15 protein-coding genes are annotated in these 14,580 nt (G+C 63.3%); 2 read left to right on the top strand and 13 right to left on the bottom strand.

Going from position 1 to position 14,580, the window contains the following annotated elements; all coding sequences use genetic code 11:
- Positions 1-88 precede the first annotated feature (88 nt).
- On the top strand, positions 89-1,180 hold the full coding sequence (gene hypD, locus GGQ74_RS03550) for a hydrogenase formation protein HypD (RefSeq protein WP_342448575.1): 1,092 nt from the start codon (positions 89-91) through the stop codon (positions 1,178-1,180).
- 3 nt (positions 1,181-1,183) lie between these two features.
- Positions 1,184-2,191 (top strand): hydrogenase expression/formation protein HypE, encoded by a 1,008-nt coding sequence (gene hypE / locus GGQ74_RS03545; protein WP_167940148.1) that lies wholly within the window; start codon positions 1,184-1,186, stop codon positions 2,189-2,191.
- A 92-nt stretch (positions 2,192-2,283) separates the two neighbouring features.
- Here the strand turns inward: hypE and GGQ74_RS03540 are convergent, their stop codons facing one another.
- From GGQ74_RS03540 to flhA, 13 genes are all read right to left on the bottom strand, one after another.
- Entirely contained in the window at positions 2,284-3,930 is a 1,647-nt protein-coding gene (locus tag GGQ74_RS03540) for an NAD+ synthase (RefSeq protein WP_167940147.1), read from the bottom strand.
- 76 nt (positions 3,931-4,006) lie between these two features.
- On the bottom strand, positions 4,007-4,963 hold the full coding sequence (locus GGQ74_RS03535; RefSeq protein WP_167940146.1) for a chemotaxis protein: 957 nt from the start codon (positions 4,961-4,963) through the stop codon (positions 4,007-4,009).
- A 40-nt stretch (positions 4,964-5,003) separates the two neighbouring features.
- Positions 5,004-5,849 (bottom strand): 4-hydroxy-3-methylbut-2-enyl diphosphate reductase, encoded by an 846-nt coding sequence (gene ispH / locus GGQ74_RS03530; protein ID WP_167940145.1) that lies wholly within the window; start codon positions 5,847-5,849, stop codon positions 5,004-5,006.
- 28 nt (positions 5,850-5,877) lie between these two features.
- Complete coding sequence (locus GGQ74_RS03525; protein ID WP_167940144.1) at positions 5,878-6,867, bottom strand: tRNA dihydrouridine synthase; 990 nt, start codon at positions 6,865-6,867, stop codon at positions 5,878-5,880.
- Positions 6,868-6,967: 100 nt separating this feature from the next.
- On the bottom strand, positions 6,968-7,834 hold the full coding sequence (locus tag GGQ74_RS03520) for a hypothetical protein (RefSeq protein ID WP_167940143.1): 867 nt from the start codon (positions 7,832-7,834) through the stop codon (positions 6,968-6,970).
- 9 nt (positions 7,835-7,843) lie between these two features.
- On the bottom strand, positions 7,844-8,263 hold the full coding sequence (locus GGQ74_RS03515; RefSeq protein WP_167940142.1) for a hypothetical protein: 420 nt from the start codon (positions 8,261-8,263) through the stop codon (positions 7,844-7,846).
- Positions 8,264-8,314: 51 nt separating this feature from the next.
- Positions 8,315-8,638, bottom strand: a complete 324-nt coding sequence (locus tag GGQ74_RS03510) for a hypothetical protein (RefSeq protein WP_167940141.1) — start codon at positions 8,636-8,638, stop codon at positions 8,315-8,317.
- The gene (locus GGQ74_RS03505; RefSeq protein ID WP_167940140.1) at positions 8,639-9,349 is read right to left on the bottom strand and encodes a flagellar basal body-associated FliL family protein; all 711 of its coding nucleotides are present in this window, start codon (positions 9,347-9,349) and stop codon (positions 8,639-8,641) included. It abuts the gene before it with no gap.
- Positions 9,350-9,390: 41 nt separating this feature from the next.
- Entirely contained in the window at positions 9,391-9,774 is a 384-nt protein-coding gene (locus GGQ74_RS03500) for a chemotaxis response regulator CheY (RefSeq protein ID WP_167940139.1), read from the bottom strand.
- Positions 9,775-9,797: 23 nt separating this feature from the next.
- The gene (locus GGQ74_RS03495) at positions 9,798-10,586 is read right to left on the bottom strand and encodes a FliA/WhiG family RNA polymerase sigma factor (protein ID WP_167940138.1); all 789 of its coding nucleotides are present in this window, start codon (positions 10,584-10,586) and stop codon (positions 9,798-9,800) included.
- Positions 10,540-11,400 (bottom strand): MinD/ParA family protein, encoded by an 861-nt coding sequence (locus GGQ74_RS03490; RefSeq protein WP_425338079.1) that lies wholly within the window; start codon positions 11,398-11,400, stop codon positions 10,540-10,542. The genes GGQ74_RS03495 and GGQ74_RS03490 overlap by 47 nt, the downstream gene beginning before the upstream one ends.
- On the bottom strand, positions 11,381-12,469 hold the full coding sequence (locus tag GGQ74_RS03485; protein ID WP_167940137.1) for a flagellar biosynthesis protein FlhF: 1,089 nt from the start codon (positions 12,467-12,469) through the stop codon (positions 11,381-11,383). The genes GGQ74_RS03490 and GGQ74_RS03485 overlap by 20 nt, the downstream gene beginning before the upstream one ends.
- Positions 12,459-14,576 carry a flagellar biosynthesis protein FlhA gene (gene flhA / locus GGQ74_RS03480; protein WP_167940136.1) on the bottom strand — a complete coding sequence of 706 codons (2,118 nt, stop codon included), beginning with the start codon at positions 14,574-14,576 and terminating at the stop codon, positions 12,459-12,461. The genes GGQ74_RS03485 and flhA overlap by 11 nt, the downstream gene beginning before the upstream one ends.
- Between the last annotated feature and the right edge of the window lie 4 nt (positions 14,577-14,580).

Raw genomic sequence — 14,580 nt, 5'->3', positions numbered from 1 at the left:
GAAATGTTCGGGAATCTCCCATGTTCCGGTCTGCCCGGTGCCATGGGTGAACTGCAACCCGACCGGAAACCGGCGAAAGGATACGACTGTGAGTGTGCTCGACAAGTTCAGCGATCCGAAGCTCTGCCGTTCGCTTCTGGACCGGATTCATGCGGAACTCGACGGCGAGCTGCGCTTCATGGAAGTCTGCGGCACCCATACGGTGTCCATCTTCCGTAGCGGCCTGCATTCGCTTCTGCCCGACCGCGTGATTCATCTCTCCGGACCCGGATGTCCCGTGTGCGTGACGCACGAGAGCGAGGTCGCCATGTATCTCGATCTCGCTTCGCGCGATGACGTCATCGTCGCCACCTTTGGCGACCTCATGCGGGTGCCCGGACCGGGTGGCCGCAATCTCAAGGCCGCACAGGCCGACGGCGCGCGCGTTGCCGTCGTCTATTCGCCGTTCGACGCGGTGAAGCTGGCGCAGGCCAACCCCGATGCCAAGGTCGTCTTCCTCGGCATCGGCTTCGAGACCACCGCCCCCACCGTCGCCGCCACCATCCAGATGGCCGCGAAGGCGGGGCTCGACAACTTCCATGTGGTCTCCTTCCACAAGCTCGTTCCGCCCGCGCTGCGCGCCCTGATGGCGGACCCCGAACTTCGGGTCGACGCGCTCATCATGCCCGGGCACGTCACCTCCATCATTGGCCCCCGCGCCTACGACTTCCTCGCCGAGGAATTTCATCTGCCCTCCGTGGTCACCGGATTCGATCCGCTTGACATTCTCCAGTCGCTGTTGGAACTGGTGCGCCAGAAGAATGCCGGACGGGCCGAGGTCGTCAATATGTACACCCGCGCCGTGCCCGAGGAGGGCAATCCCAAGGCCATGTCCATCATGAACGAGATATTCGTTCCGGCGGACGCCCTGTGGCGCGGCATCGGCATGATTCCGGGCAGCGGTCTGGAGATCGCCCCGGCATACGAGCGTTTTGACGCGAAGAAGGTCCTTGGGCTTGAGCTTGTGGATGTGCCGCCCATCAAGGGCTGCCGCTGCGGCGACGTGCTTCGGGGCAAGCTGACGCCCAACAAGTGTCCGCTGTTCGGCAAGGCCTGCACCCCGGCCAAGCCCGTGGGACCGTGTATGGTTTCCACCGAGGGATCCTGCGCCGCGTACTTCAAATACAACACGGAGCTCTAGGCCATGAGCGACAAGAAGGTTCTTCTGGACTACGGCAGCGGAGGCAAGGCCTCCCAGCGTCTCATCAGCGAGCTGTTCAAGGCGCATTTCTCCAACCCGGTGCTGAATAGGCTCGACGACGCCGCATTCCTCGACATCGCCGGTCCCATAGCCATGAGTACCGACACGTTCACCGTCGATCCCATTTTCTTCCCCGGCGGCGACATCGGCTCCCTCGCTGTGCACGGCACCGTGAACGACGTGGCCATGCTTGGCGCAAGGCCGCGCTTCCTCTCCTGCGCCTACCTCATTGAGGAAGGGCTGGAGTTCGAGGTGCTGGAGCGCATCGTGGCGTCCATGGCCCGTGCCGCCGAGAAGGCGGGCGTGTACATCGTCACCGGTGACACCAAGGTCGTGCCCCGCGGCATGGCCGACAAGATCTTCATCAACACCACGGGCGTCGGCACCATGCTTACCGACGCATATCCCAGCGGCGAGAATGCCCGCCCCGGCGATGTGGTGCTGGTGTCCGGCACCATGGGTGACCATGGCCTGACCATCCTCGCCCAGCGTGAGGGCCTGCCCCTTGAGACGAAGGTCGAGAGCGACAGCGCCGCACTGAACCACCTGACCGAGAAGCTCGTCACCGAGGTCGGCGACATTCACGTCCTGCGCGATCCCACGCGCGGCGGCCTCGCCACCACCCTCAACGAGATCGCGCAGTCCTCCTCCGTGGGCATCCAGCTCGAAGAGGAACTCATTCCCGTGAACGACGGCGTGCGTTCGGGCTGCTCCATCCTCGGACTCGATCCGCTCTACCTCGCCAACGAGGGCAAGTTCCTGTGCATCCTGCCCGAGGACAAGGTCGAGAAGGCCCTTGAGGTCATGCGGGCCGACGAGAACGGTCACGGAGCCTGCCGCGTGGGCACCGTGTCCGCCGAGAACGCGGGCAAGGTCATCATGCGCACGCCGCTTGGCGGCAAGCGCCTGCTCAACATGCTCGAAGGCGAACAGCTTCCGCGCATCTGCTAGCGTCCTTCCCCACGATGATAGGAAGCCCCCGGTGGAACATGGTTCCGCCGGGGGCTTTTTGTTCGGATATGCCGGTGCGACCTCGCGGCGCGTCAGTAGCTCAGGCGTGCGGCAAGGGGCATGCGCCAGCCGGTGCCGAAGGCGCGGTCCGTGATCTTGATGCCCGGAGCGGCCTGCCTGCGCTTGAATTCCGCGATGCGCAGCAGATGGCGCACGCGGTCGATGGTGGCGCGGTCGTACCCCGCCTGCTCGATGGCGTCTGGCGACAGGCGCTGCACAACGAGGCGGTCGAGGATGGCGTCGAGCACCTCGTAGGGCGGCAGGCTGTCCTCGTCCTTCTGTCCGGGGCGCAGTTCCGCCGACGGGGGCTTGGAAATGACGTTTGCGGGGATGATGTCGCGCCCGCGCGAGCTGTTCAGCCAGCGGCACATGGCGAAGACCAGCGTTTTCGGAACGTCGGAGATGACGGCGAGGCCGCCGGACATGTCGCCGTAGATGGTGCAGTAGCCCACGGCCAATTCGGACTTGTTGCCCGTGGACAGGAGCAGCGAGCGGAACTTGTTGGACATGGCCATGAGCAGGTTTCCGCGGATGCGGGCCTGTATGTTCTCTTCCGTGACGTCGGCGGGGTGGCCTTCGAAGGCCTCGCCAAGCGCGTCGTCGAAGGAGCGCATGAGGCGCTTGATGGGGATGGTGCGGGTGCGGATGCCGAGGTTGGTCGCCAGTTCCTCGGCGTCTGTGATGCTGCCGACGCTGGACCACGGTGAGGGCATGAGCACGCCGAGTACGTTCTCCGGGCCGAGGGCCTCGGCGGCGATGGCCGCCACGAGGGACGAGTCGATGCCGCCGGACAGGCCGAGCAGCGCGCTACGGAAGCCGCACTTGCGGGCATAGTCGCGCACACCGAGTACGAGGGCGCGCCATGACTCGCTTTCCGGCGAAAAGTCGTCGTTCTCCATGCGGCCGGTGCGGGCGTCGGTATCCACGATGAGGATGTCCTCGGCGAAGGATTTGGCGCGGGCGAAGAGCTTGCCGTCCGGCCCGAAGGCCATGCTGCGCCCGGCGAAGACGAGGTCGTCGTTGCTGCCGATCTGATTGGCGTAGACGATGGACATGCCGTATTTGCGCGCCGTGAAGGACAGCATGTCCTGCCGGATGCGCTGCTTGCCGATGACGAAGGGCGAGGCCGAGAGGTTGACCACGATGTCCGCGCCGCGTGCGGCGATCATTTCGAGGGGGTCGCTCGGGTAGAGCGGTGAGGACCAGAAGTTGGAGTCGTTCCAGATGTCCTCGCAGATGGTTACGGCGATGCGCCTGCCCTTGTGGACGAGGATGTCCGGACCTTTGCCCGGCTCGAAGTAGCGGTCTTCGTCGAAGACGTCGTAGGAGGGCAGAAGCGTTTTGCGGAAGACGTCGCGCACTTCTCCGCCGTAGAGGAGCGCCGCGCAGTTGTGCAGCGGCTTTCCCGTGCCGGAGTCGTTGACGGCGGCGATGCCGACGAGCACCGGTGGCATGTCCTTGAGTTCAAGGGCGAGGGCGGCGAGGCGCTCCCACGCCGCGCTGACGAATCCGCCCTGAAGCAGAAGGTCGCGCGGGGGGTAGCCCATGAGGGCCAACTCCGGGGTGACACACAGGTCCGCCCCGGCGGACGCGGCGGTGCGGACCGCATCGGCGATGCGGCGGGCGTTTCCCTCGATGTCTCCGACAGTGGGGTTCAGTTGCAGCAGTGCGAATTTCATGCGCAGGTATGACGCATCCCGGCTCCGAGGCGGGACCGGGATGCGGTTTTGCAAGCGTTGTCGGGACGTTGGAGACCTATTCGGACTCTTCCATGTATTTGGCGATGAGATCCTTGGCGCGCAGGGCAAGCCGCGACACTTCGGGTTTCGATATCTGTTCATCTGCGCCGACGGAATCGCCCTTGTGGCGAAGCTTGTCGGTGATGAGCGAGGAGAAGAGCATGACCGGGAGCTTTCGCAGCACCGGGTCCTGCTTGACGCGCAAGGTCAGGTTGTGGCCGTCCATGCTCGGCATTTCGATGTCCGAGACGAGGACGTTGACGTAGTCCCAGATGGGTTTTCCGTTCTGGGTCGCGAGGTTGCGCAGTTGTTCGAGGCGATCCCACGCCTGCTTGCCGTTGTGCACGGTCTCGACGATGAATCCGGCCTTCTGCAACAGGTCCTTGAGCATTTCGCGCACGAGGGTGGAGTCGTCCGCCACGAGGGCCTTGTAGTTCTCGGACTTCTCCCAGACGATGGATTCGTCGAGGCGCAGGCCGAGGGACGGGTTCAGGTCCGCCACGATCTTTTCGAGGTCGAGGATGAAGATGATGCGATCCTCCATCTTGACCACGCCGGTGATGGAATCGCCGGACAGGGTGGAGACGAAACGGTTCGGCGGTTCGACCTCCTCCCAACTGATGCGGTGGATGCGCGTGACGCCGGAAACGAGGAAAGCTGTGGTCACCTTGTTGAACTCGGTGACGATGACCTTCGGAGGTTCCTTTTCCACGCGTTTCTTGCCGAGCCACATGGAGAGGTCCACCAGCGGGATGATGTGCGAGCGCTGGTTGAACGCGCCGAGCACGCAGGGGTGGCTTACCTCGGGCATCTCCGTGACCTGGGGCATGCGGATGATTTCGAGGACCTTGGCGACGTTGACGCCGTAGTAGCCTTGGTAGTGGCTGCCCTCCACGGCGGGTTCGTCGAGGTAGAACTCGACGATTTCCAGCTCGTTGGTGCCCGCTTCGAGAAGAATGTTGGTCTGGGCCATGGGAACTCCTTCGGCGATTCGTCGTGAACGGCCGCTGGTGTTAGAAAGACTGCAGCCTTTCGACTATCTCTCTTATGATTTTATCGGGGGTGGAAGCGCCGGCTGTCAAGCCGATTCTGTTGAGTCCCCGGAAATCGTCGGCGTTGAGCTCGTCGGCGGTTTCGACATGGGTGCATGGCGTGCCCTGATCGCGCACCACCTGCACGAGGCGGCGGGTGTTGCCGCTGTTGCGTCCGCCGGCCACCACCATTGCCTCGACCTCGCGGGCGATGCGTATGGCTTCGTCCTGTCGGATGCGCGTGGCGTCGCAGATGGTTTCGAGCACCGGAAGCGGGCGCGTGGAAACGTGTTTCAGATATTCGTGGATTTTCTCGAAGAGCTTGCGGTCCTGCGTGGTCTGCGCGGCGAGAAAATAGTCCGTGCCCGGAACCACGCGTTCTTTCAGCTCATCGAGGGTTTCGAAGACGATGGCGTTTTTGTCTGCGTAGGACAGAAGGCCCCGCACCTCGGGATGGTCGGCCTCGCCGTACAGCAGCAGCGTTCTGCCGCGCTCGGTCTGGCGGGCGATGAGCAGCTGTGCTTTCTTGACCCTGGGGCAGGTGGCGTCGTGAACCGTTACGCCGCGTGCCTGAAGCTCGCGCTCCGTTTCCTGCGGCACGCCGTGGGCGCGGATGACCACAGTGTCGCCGGGCATGGCCTCGGCGGGCGTGGTGATGACGTCCACTCCGCGCGCGGCGTAGGCTTCCAGCACCTGCGGATTGTGGATGATGGGGCCGAGGGTGCGGATGCGGTTGCCCGTGGCTTCCTCCAGCGTGGAATCGAGCTTCTTGAGCGCGAGGCTCACGCCCATGCAGAATCCGGCCGTTTCGGCAAGAATGACGTCCATTGCGAATCTCCTCGTTCCTTGCGGCGGACTAGAGTGCGCCGTCGGTATCCTCGGGTTGGCGGCACAGGAAGTCCGTGACGATTTCGTCCAGCTCCTCCCACGATGTGCAGGCTACCACGCGTGAGCGCAGGATGCGCGAACCCGGTGTGTCGCGGACGTAGCGCGGCACGATGGTGCGCATCTTCACCAGCGCCTTGCGACCCTGAAAATATTCGCGCGCCAGTTCGGCGTGGCGGCGGATCATGTCCGCAATGGCCGGGCCGTCGGGCGTGATGGGCGTCTCGCCGTGCATGAGAGCGCGGAAGCGTTCGAAGATGTGCGGGCCGTAGAGTGCGCCGCGAGCGAACATGACGCCGGAAACGCCGGTCTCTTCGATGCAGCGCACGCCGTCCTCGGCCGTGAAGAGGTCTCCGCTGGCGATGACCGGGGTCTCGACAGCGCCAACCAGTTCCGCAAGGGCGTCCCAGTTGGCCGTGCCGGAGTAGCCCTGCTTGGCGTGGCGCGGATGCAGGGACAGCCACGAGGCTCCGGCCTGCTCCATGCGCTTGCCGATTTCAAGATAATTTTCCTCGCCAGCCGCCCAGCCGAGGCGGAACTTCACGCCCGTGCGGCCCGGTGCCAGCTTCGCCATGACGGCTACGATGGCTTCGAGGCGGTCCACATCGTTGTGCAGGGCCGCGCCCGCGCCGGTCTTGGTCACCTTCTTGACCGGACAGCCCGAGTTGAGGTCGAAGTATTCGTAGCCCCGTTCGAGCAGGATGCCCATGGCCTTTTCGATGAACTCCGGCTCCGCGCCGAAGAGCTGGACCACCAGCGGCGTGTCCTGCGGCGAGGTGTCGAGAAGGTTGCCGGTGCCGGGGCCGCCATAGACGAGCCCCTTGGCGCTGACCATTTCGGTGCAGGCCACACTGCATCCGTGCTCGCGGCACAGCAGGCGGAAGGGCAGGTCCGAGAACCCGGCAAGGGGGGCGAGCCAAGGACTGTCCTTGGCGATGAGTGGATGGCGTTTTTCGTTCATGTCCGGTCTGGTGTGAAATATCCCTGAAAATGTCCGCAGCGGTTACGTCGCCGGGAAGAGGTGTCTACCATTGCGGTCGCGCGAACTCAAGCGCGTGCGGTTAGACGCGAAGGCGCAGCCTGTGCCCCGGGCCGCCCTGCGCCAGACGGGCCAGCACCCCTGCGTGTGCGTCCTGCGGGAGCGGCTGGGGTGGCAGCACGCTTGCGGCAAGGCCAGCGGGCACGAGGTCGAGCGCGGCTTGATGGAGGCGGGGCGACGGGGCCGGATGTTCCATGGACAGTCGGCAGGTGGCACGGGGTGGAGCCGCGTAGATGCGGATTTCGCACTGCCCCTCATCGGGGAGGGAAAAAGAGAAGCCCGCTTCGCCGCCTTCGCCACGCATGAGTGCGCTGTCGAGAAGGATTTCACTGGAAAGGGCCTCGGGCAGCAGCCACGGCTGGTAGTCGGCACGCCATGGCCCACGTGAGGTCAGGAGCGCGTTGAGCGCGGCAAGGGCATGGGCGATGGCCGCCCACGCGTCCCCGATGTCCGTCGTGCGGGAGACGCCGTCGAGCCATGCGTCATGACGTTCGGAAAGCGTGGTGTTTTGCGCGGCAATGTCGGCGCGCAGGGCGTGGGTGCGGCTTTCCAGCGTTGCGCGCGCGGCCCAGAAGGCATGCAGCGCGGCGAAAAGCGGATCGTTGCCGCCATCGGACACGCCGAGTTCCTGCAATACGATCTCGGGAACGAGACGCAACACGCGGAAGAGGACGAATTGTCCGGGCAGCGGCAGTGGGGTCGATTCGATGCGGGCGGTGAGTTCGAGGCCCTGAAAGTCGATGCGAGCGAGGCCGGGGCGCTCGTAGGCGATGAGCCGTCCGCTCAGGCGTTCGCCGAGGCGGTGCCTACCACGGAAGGTGTCCGCGCGATTGCGGTCCCGTCCGGAGCCGTCGCCGGAGCCGTTGCCGCCATATCCGCCAATGCGCATGGTGTTTGCCTAGAGTCCGGCCTGTTCGAGGATGAGCTCGACCTCGTCCACAGAGAGCCCGGTGGTCAGAGCCAGTGCCTGCGGGGACTTGCCCTTGCGGCGTCCGGAGATGATGACTTCGCGCAGGAACTGCGGCGAGCGGGAGATTTCCTCGGCCTGCCGTACCAGCTTGCGCAGGTCCTTGGCGCGCTCTTCCAGCAGGTTGTCCAACTGCGACAACTCAGACTGGCGCTTCGCAAAGGTGGAGACCAACTCCTGTTCGAGTTCCGCGTTGAAGTGGAGCTTGGCGAGGATGGATTCCTGCTTCTGTTGCAGCGTATTGAGCGCGGATTCGGAACGGCGCAGGCGCAGGAAGAAGACGAGCAGCAGGCCGAGCAGCAGAAATTCGGTGATGCTCATGATGAGCAGAAGCGTGAGCGTGGGGTTCATTGTCGGGCTGCCGTGGTCGTAGGGTGAGTGGGCGGATGCGCGTGTTGGACGCTAGATTTTCCTGTTGATGATGTTTCCGGACCACGGGCTCTTGGACGGAGCGGGGGCGTCTTCCTTTTCCTCGTCGGCCTTGCGTTCGCGTTCGCGCATGCGTTGGTCGCGCCGGTGGTCCTTTCGCTTTTCGTCGCCTACGGCCTTTGGCCGATCCTGCTTTTCGACTTCCTCGACGGATTCCTGTCGGCGCTTTTCCTCCTCGCGGGCCAGACGCTGCGAAAACGCGGCCTGCGTGTCCGGGCGCGTCTGCTCTGCGCTGGTCAGCTTGGCCAGATGCGGTAGCTGGGCCAGCAGCACGGGGAGGTTTATGTTCGTCGACATCTACTTCACCAGATATTCCTCGATGAGCAGGGTCTCTATCCTACCGGTGCTGAGATACTGGTTCATCACGGACAGGATGTCGGCCTTCAGGGCTTCGGCGTTATTCGTGTCGGCCAGATAGGTCAGGTCTTTGTTCTTGAGGTAGTAGAAGATCGCATCGCGCAGGATGACCATCTTCTGGGCAACCTCGAAGGAAAGTTTCTCGTCGTCGGTCACGGTGGAGAAGCGGCAGACCAGAAAGCGGACGTTGCCCGACGTGTCGCGCTGCTCCACCCAGAACGGCTCGAAGGCGACGAGGAATTCCTGCATCTCGCCTTCCGGTACGGCCATGGGCTGTTCCTCGGCGGGAATGACCTCTTCGGTCGTGGCCTCGGGTTCAGCCTCTGGCGGCGCGGGCTGGCGCATGAACAGCCAAACGGAAAGACCCGCCACGACGAGCAGGAGTGCTGCCGCAGCGGGAATGACAATCCGCAGATTCTTGAACCAGACCGGGCCCTTTTCTCCGGCTTCCTCAAGGACGGGAGCCGGTGCGGCAGCCTCGGGCTGTGGTTCTTCCTCTTCTTCCTCTTCCTCGTCGAGGAATGGTGCGTCTTCGAGGTCGAGTTCGACCTTCTGGGACTCACGGGGAAGCGAGGCGTTCAGTTCGTCGGTGTCGAGCTCGGCCTTTGCCGCGTCGTCACCGTTGAGGAGATCCTCAAGCTCATCGATCATCGCAACCCTTCCGGCCACCGTCCGCTATGCGGATTAAGTGGCTATCCCTCGAAAATCTTGTTGATTTTCTGGCTGAGGGTCTCTGCGGTGAAGGGCTTGACGATGTAGTTGGACACCTTGGCCTGCACGGCTTCGATGATGTTCTCCTGAAGTCCCTCGGCGGTAACCATGAGGAAGGGAATGTGCGCGAACTCCTCGCTGGCGCGGACCTTGCGCAGCAGGTCGATACCGGGCATTTCGGGCATGTTCCAGTCGGAGACGATGAAGTCGATCTTGTCTTTGTTCAGGATGTCCCAGGCCGTGGTGCCATCGTCCGCTTCAACGATGTTGTTGAAGCCGAGCTGGCGGAGGATGTTCTTTACAATCCTGCGCATGGTGGAGAAGTCGTCCACAACGAGAATGCGCATGTTCTTGTCGATGGCCATGTGTGTCTCCCGATTCTTGCGAGTTATTCCCGGCCGTATGCGGCGCGGAATTTCGTCTTGAGTTTTTTGAGTGCCTGCGAGTGGAGCTGCGAGACGCGGCCTTCCGTGATGCCCATGACCTCGGCAGTCTCCCGCATATTCAATTCTTCGCTGTAGTAGAGGGATAATACCAGTTTCTCCCGCATCGTCAACTCATCTATCAGACTGGCGATTTTGTCGATGATGTCCTGAAGCGCGGTCGTCTTGTAGGGTTCGTTATCGATGTGCGCGCTCTGGTCGGGCGAGAAGTGGTCCTGAATGGCGTCGAGGCTCAGACAGAGCTGATTCTGGAGCGCACCAAGCGCCGCCTCCACCTCGCGTTCCGAGAGGCCGGTCTCCTGACTCAGCTCGTCCTTGCTGGCGCGGTGGCCGGTGCGGTTCTCGATCTTGCGGATGGCCTCCTCAAGCATGCGCACGCGCTGGCGCAGCCCGCGCGAGAACCAGTCCATGCGGCGGAGTTCGTCCAGCATGGCACCGCGGATGCGGTTTTCAGCATAGGTCTCGAACTTGATGTTCAGTTCGGGCTTGAATTTGCCAAGGCACTCGATGAGACCGAGTGTGCCCGCAGAGAGCAACTCGTTCAGTTCCACCTGCTGTGGGAGCTTCCCCTTGAGCCGGAGCGCCAAGATCTTGATCTTGGGCGCGTAGTGCCGGACGATCAACTCACGCTCAAGGGACGAGAAGTCGTCCCAGCGGCAGTCGCCGGACTCCAGGCGTTTCCAGGGCTCAGTCCTGGAAGAGGAGTTTTTTCCAGAAAAACTTAATGTTTCCATCGAGTTGCGTGGGCGCCTTCCAGGCGTTGATTCTTCGTGCCACTCCCGCCAGCGCCATGCTGGCGGGGCTTTCGGGGTAGACGCTGGTGAAGGGCTGCTGACGGATCACGGATGCCCGCACGTTGGGGTCGTGGGGCAGCACGCCCAGAAGGTCCAGCGAAATCCCGGAAAGGAACTGATCGCAGGCCATGTGCAGCTTCAGGTACACTTCCTTGGCCGCGGCCATGCTCTTGGCCATGTTCACCACCACACGGAACCGTTCCACACCGTGCTGGGCCTTGAGCACCTTGATGAGGGCGTAGGCGTCGGTCAGCGAGGTCGGCTCCGGCGTGAGGACGAGGATGCGCTCCTGCACGGCGAGGTTGAAGTACAGTACATTGTCGTTGATTCCCGCGCCGGTGTCCACGAGCAGGTAGTCTATCCTGTTCTCCAGCGTGTCCATGGATTCCAGCAGTTCGAGCTTCTGCCCGGTGTCGAGCTCCAGCATGTCCGAGACGCCGGACGTGGCGGGCAGGATGTGGAAGCCGTAGGGCGTGGGGAACAGGATGTCGTCGAGCTTCGCGTTCTCGTGGAACAGGTGGAAGATGTTCTTCTGCGGCGTCAGGCCGAGGATGACGTCCACGTTGGCCAGCCCGAGGTCCGCGTCGAGCAGGACCACGCGCTTGCCCATGGATGCCAGCAGGTATGCCAGATTGGCACTGACGTTGGTCTTGCCCACGCCGCCCTTGCCGGACGTGATGGAGATGACGTGCGGAAATCCCGTCGCGGTTTTGGCGGGTCCGGTGGGATGTTTGCTAATGAGCGTAGTTGCCACGTTTTTCCTCGAGAGTGCTTTCGGGAAGCTGACGCTTGAAAACGAGTTTCCAGAGCATGACGGTTTCGGCCGGAACGAGCGTCCCGCGCAGGCCGGAACCGATGGACAGGGCGGCCACGGGCAGCCCCGTGGCGTAGGCCGTGTTGACCACTGCACCGAAGTTACAGGCTTCGTCGAGCTTCGTCCAGACGACGGAGGCGCATTTCGGGCAGTTGTAGCGCCGTGCGAAAAGCTCCAGCTGGCCGGGGGCGTAGTGCGGCGAGAGGACCATGTGCACGGCCATGTCGTCGCATTCGCCAAGCCCGATGAGCGAAAGATAGCGGGTGAGGTCCATGCCTGCGGGAAGCGTGGGCAGGTCCACGAATATCCTGTCAAATTTCCGGCTGTCCCGAAGCAGGGCCAGCATGTCCCGAGCGCTTGCGATCTCCACGTAGGCCATGCCCGAGAGTTCCGCGAAATGCTTGAGATACAGGCGTCCCTTGCCGCCGGTGGCGTCCACGTTGGCCACGCAGATGCGCGTGTCGGGACGGGCGGCATGGCAGGTCATGGCCATGCGCAGAAGTGTCGAACTTTTGCCACTGCCGCTCGGACCGGCCAACACATGGACCCTCTGCGTCCAGTTGCGCACGGTCCACGGGCGGGTCTTCACGATGTCGCCAAGCGGGGCGAGGATGGACAGGTTGCGGTCTTCGCGCAGGCGGTCGTAGATGGCGAGGTTGACGCCCTCGGAGACGCCTTCCTTCTCCAGATGCTCAAGGGCCATGCGCTGGCGCGGGGCAAGGCTACGCATGTCGAGCTGGGGCTTGATGAGCGCCATCATGTGCGTCTTGATGAGGTCCCATTCACGGTGCCATTCATCCCATCCGGGAACCGGAGCCGACATGCCGGTCGTGTCGTCCTCGCGAGGGGCTGTCTTCGGAGCGTCCACCGCTGCGGTGATTTCGCACCATTTGCGGCCATCCTCGCACACATCCTGCGTGCCGAGGATGACGGCGTCCGCGCCGAGGTCGATCTTGACCTGTCGCAGCGCGTCGGAAGTGTTTCTGCCTCGGAATGTCTTAACCTGCATAATTGATGTCCACGTTTGCGAGGGTTACGAGTTTGATGTCAGCAGGAATTTCAGCTTGCGAGATGACAGGCAGGTTGGGAATGAACCGAACCAGAAGCTGTGCCAGATGCGGACGGGTGACGGGGGTGGTGAGCAGCACCGGCTGCCCGTCCGTCGCCACGGCGCGTTCCGCGGCCTCGTTGATCTCCTGAATTATGCGCTGAGCCAACCCGGGTTCCATTGCAAGGAAGGTGCCTTGTTCGGTCTGGCGCAGGCTTTCCGTGAATGCTCGCTCCACGTTGTGGGACATGGTCACGATGGGCAGCGTGCCTTCGCTGTCCAGATAGGGCTTGATGATTGTGCGGGCCATGCGCGAGCGGACGTACTCCGTGAGCTGGTCCGGGTCCTTTATGCTGGAGCCGAAGTCGGCCATGGTTTCCGCGATGGTCAGCAGGTCGCGCACGGAGACGCTCTCGCGAACGAGGTTCTGAAGCACCTTCTGCACCGTGCCGAGGGACAGCGTGCCGGGCACCAGATCCTCCACGGCTTTGGGCGCGCGCTTGGAGAGATTGTCCAGCAGGGCCTGCGTCTCCTGCCTGCCGAGGAACTCGTGCAGGTTGCGGCGGAAGACCTCGGTGAGGTGCGTGGCGATGACCGTGGACGGGTCCACAACCGTGTAGCCCGCAAGCATGGCCTCTTCCTTCTGGCCCTCGGGAATCCACAGCGCGGGCAGGTTGAACGCGGGTTCCTGCGTTTCGATGCCCTGAATGCGGTGCTTGGCGTCTCCGGGGTCCATGGCCAGATAGTGGTCGATTATGATTTCGCCGGTGGCGACCTCGTTGCCCTTGATGAGCACGGAGTACTGGCCGGGCTTCAGCTGCAGGTTGTCGCGCAGGTGCAGCGAGGGCACCACCACGCCCATGTCCAGCGCGAACTGGCGGCGGATGGAGCGGATGCGGGCCAACAGGTTGCCGTTCTGGTCCTCGTCCACCAGCGGGATGAGTCCGTAGCCGACCTCCAGCTCCAGCACGTCGAGGGGCAGAAGGCTCTGCACTTCCTCGGGGGTGTCGAGGGCCGGGGCCTGCGCGCTCTTCTTGCCGCCAGCCTTGGGGTCGCCACCGAATTCCGCCACGGCCTGATGGTAGCGGGCGGACATGATGGAGATGGCGTAGAGGATGCCCGCCAGCAGCAGGAAGGCCATGGTGGGCATGCCCGGAACCAGCGCGAAGATGATGAGGATGAAGCTCGTCAGCTTGAGCGCGCGGGAGTGGAAGGTCAACTGGCCGATGAATTCCTCGCCCATTCTGGCCTCGGCGGCCGCGCGGGAGACGATGATGCCCGAACTGGTGGAGATGATGAGCGAGGGAATGGTGGAGACCAGACCGTCGCCGATGGTCAGCAGGGTGTAGGTTTCGGCGGCCTCGCTCCACGGCATGCCTTTCTGGGCCATGCCGATGAAGATGCCGCCGATGATGTTGATGAAGGTGATGAGGATGCCAGCCTTCACGTCGCCGGAAACGAACTTGCCCGCACCGTCCATGGCGCCGTAGAAGTCGGCTTCCTTGCGGATGGCGTTGCGGCGGGCGGTGGCTTCCTCCTCGTTGATCAGTCCGGCGTTGAGGTCGGCCTCGATGGCCATCTGCTTGCCGGGCAGGGAGTCGAGGGTGAAGCGCGCGGCCACTTCGGCGATGCGCGTGGTGCCGTTGACGATGACCATCTTGTTCAGCGCGAACAGGATGAGGAAGATGACGACGCCGATGACGAAGTTGCCGCCGACGACGAACTGGCCGAAGGATTCGATGACCTTGCCCGCCGCGTCCGTGCCCTGATCGCCGTGGAGCAGGATGAGACGCGTGGACGCCACGTTGAGGGCGAGCCGCAGCAGGGTGGCCACCAGAAGCAGTGTGGGGAAGATGGAGAATTCGAGGGGGGACGTCATGAACATGGTCGTGATGAGCACCACCAGACTGAGCGAGATGGAGCAGGTCAGCATCACGTCGAGGATGATGGTCGGCAGTGGGATGAGCATCACGAACAGGATGATCACCACGCCGAGCGCCAGCATGATGTCGCCCTGCTTGGCGAAGCGCTGGTAGTCCATGTTCATTATCGGAGTCGGTTGTGCCATAAAA

It is taken from the genome of Desulfobaculum xiamenense (genome assembly GCF_011927665.1).
Lineage (GTDB): Bacteria > Desulfobacterota > Desulfovibrionia > Desulfovibrionales > Desulfovibrionaceae > Desulfobaculum > Desulfobaculum xiamenense.
The sequence above is the reverse complement of the archived record's forward strand: the minus strand, read 5'-3'. Positions and strand labels throughout refer to the sequence as shown.

Coding starts and splice junctions, on each gene's coding strand:
- hypE (WP_167940148.1), top strand. CDS start 1,184: ATGAGCGACAAGAAGGTTCTTCTGGACTACGGCAGCGGAGGCAAGGCC.
- GGQ74_RS03540 (WP_167940147.1), bottom strand. CDS start 3,930: ATGAAATTCGCACTGCTGCAACTGAACCCCACTGTCGGAGACATCGAG.
- GGQ74_RS03535 (WP_167940146.1), bottom strand. CDS start 4,963: ATGGCCCAGACCAACATTCTTCTCGAAGCGGGCACCAACGAGCTGGAA.
- ispH (WP_167940145.1), bottom strand. CDS start 5,849: ATGGACGTCATTCTTGCCGAAACGGCCGGATTCTGCATGGGCGTGAGC.
- GGQ74_RS03525 (WP_167940144.1), bottom strand. CDS start 6,867: ATGAACGAAAAACGCCATCCACTCATCGCCAAGGACAGTCCTTGGCTC.
- GGQ74_RS03520 (WP_167940143.1), bottom strand. CDS start 7,834: ATGCGCATTGGCGGATATGGCGGCAACGGCTCCGGCGACGGCTCCGGA.
- GGQ74_RS03515 (WP_167940142.1), bottom strand. CDS start 8,263: ATGAACCCCACGCTCACGCTTCTGCTCATCATGAGCATCACCGAATTT.
- GGQ74_RS03510 (WP_167940141.1), bottom strand. CDS start 8,638: ATGTCGACGAACATAAACCTCCCCGTGCTGCTGGCCCAGCTACCGCAT.
- GGQ74_RS03505 (WP_167940140.1), bottom strand. CDS start 9,349: ATGATCGATGAGCTTGAGGATCTCCTCAACGGTGACGACGCGGCAAAG.
- GGQ74_RS03500 (WP_167940139.1), bottom strand. CDS start 9,774: ATGGCCATCGACAAGAACATGCGCATTCTCGTTGTGGACGACTTCTCC.
- GGQ74_RS03495 (WP_167940138.1), bottom strand. CDS start 10,586: ATGGAAACATTAAGTTTTTCTGGAAAAAACTCCTCTTCCAGGACTGAG.
- GGQ74_RS03485 (WP_167940137.1), bottom strand. CDS start 12,469: ATGCAGGTTAAGACATTCCGAGGCAGAAACACTTCCGACGCGCTGCGA.
- flhA (WP_167940136.1), bottom strand. CDS start 14,576: ATGGCACAACCGACTCCGATAATGAACATGGACTACCAGCGCTTCGCC.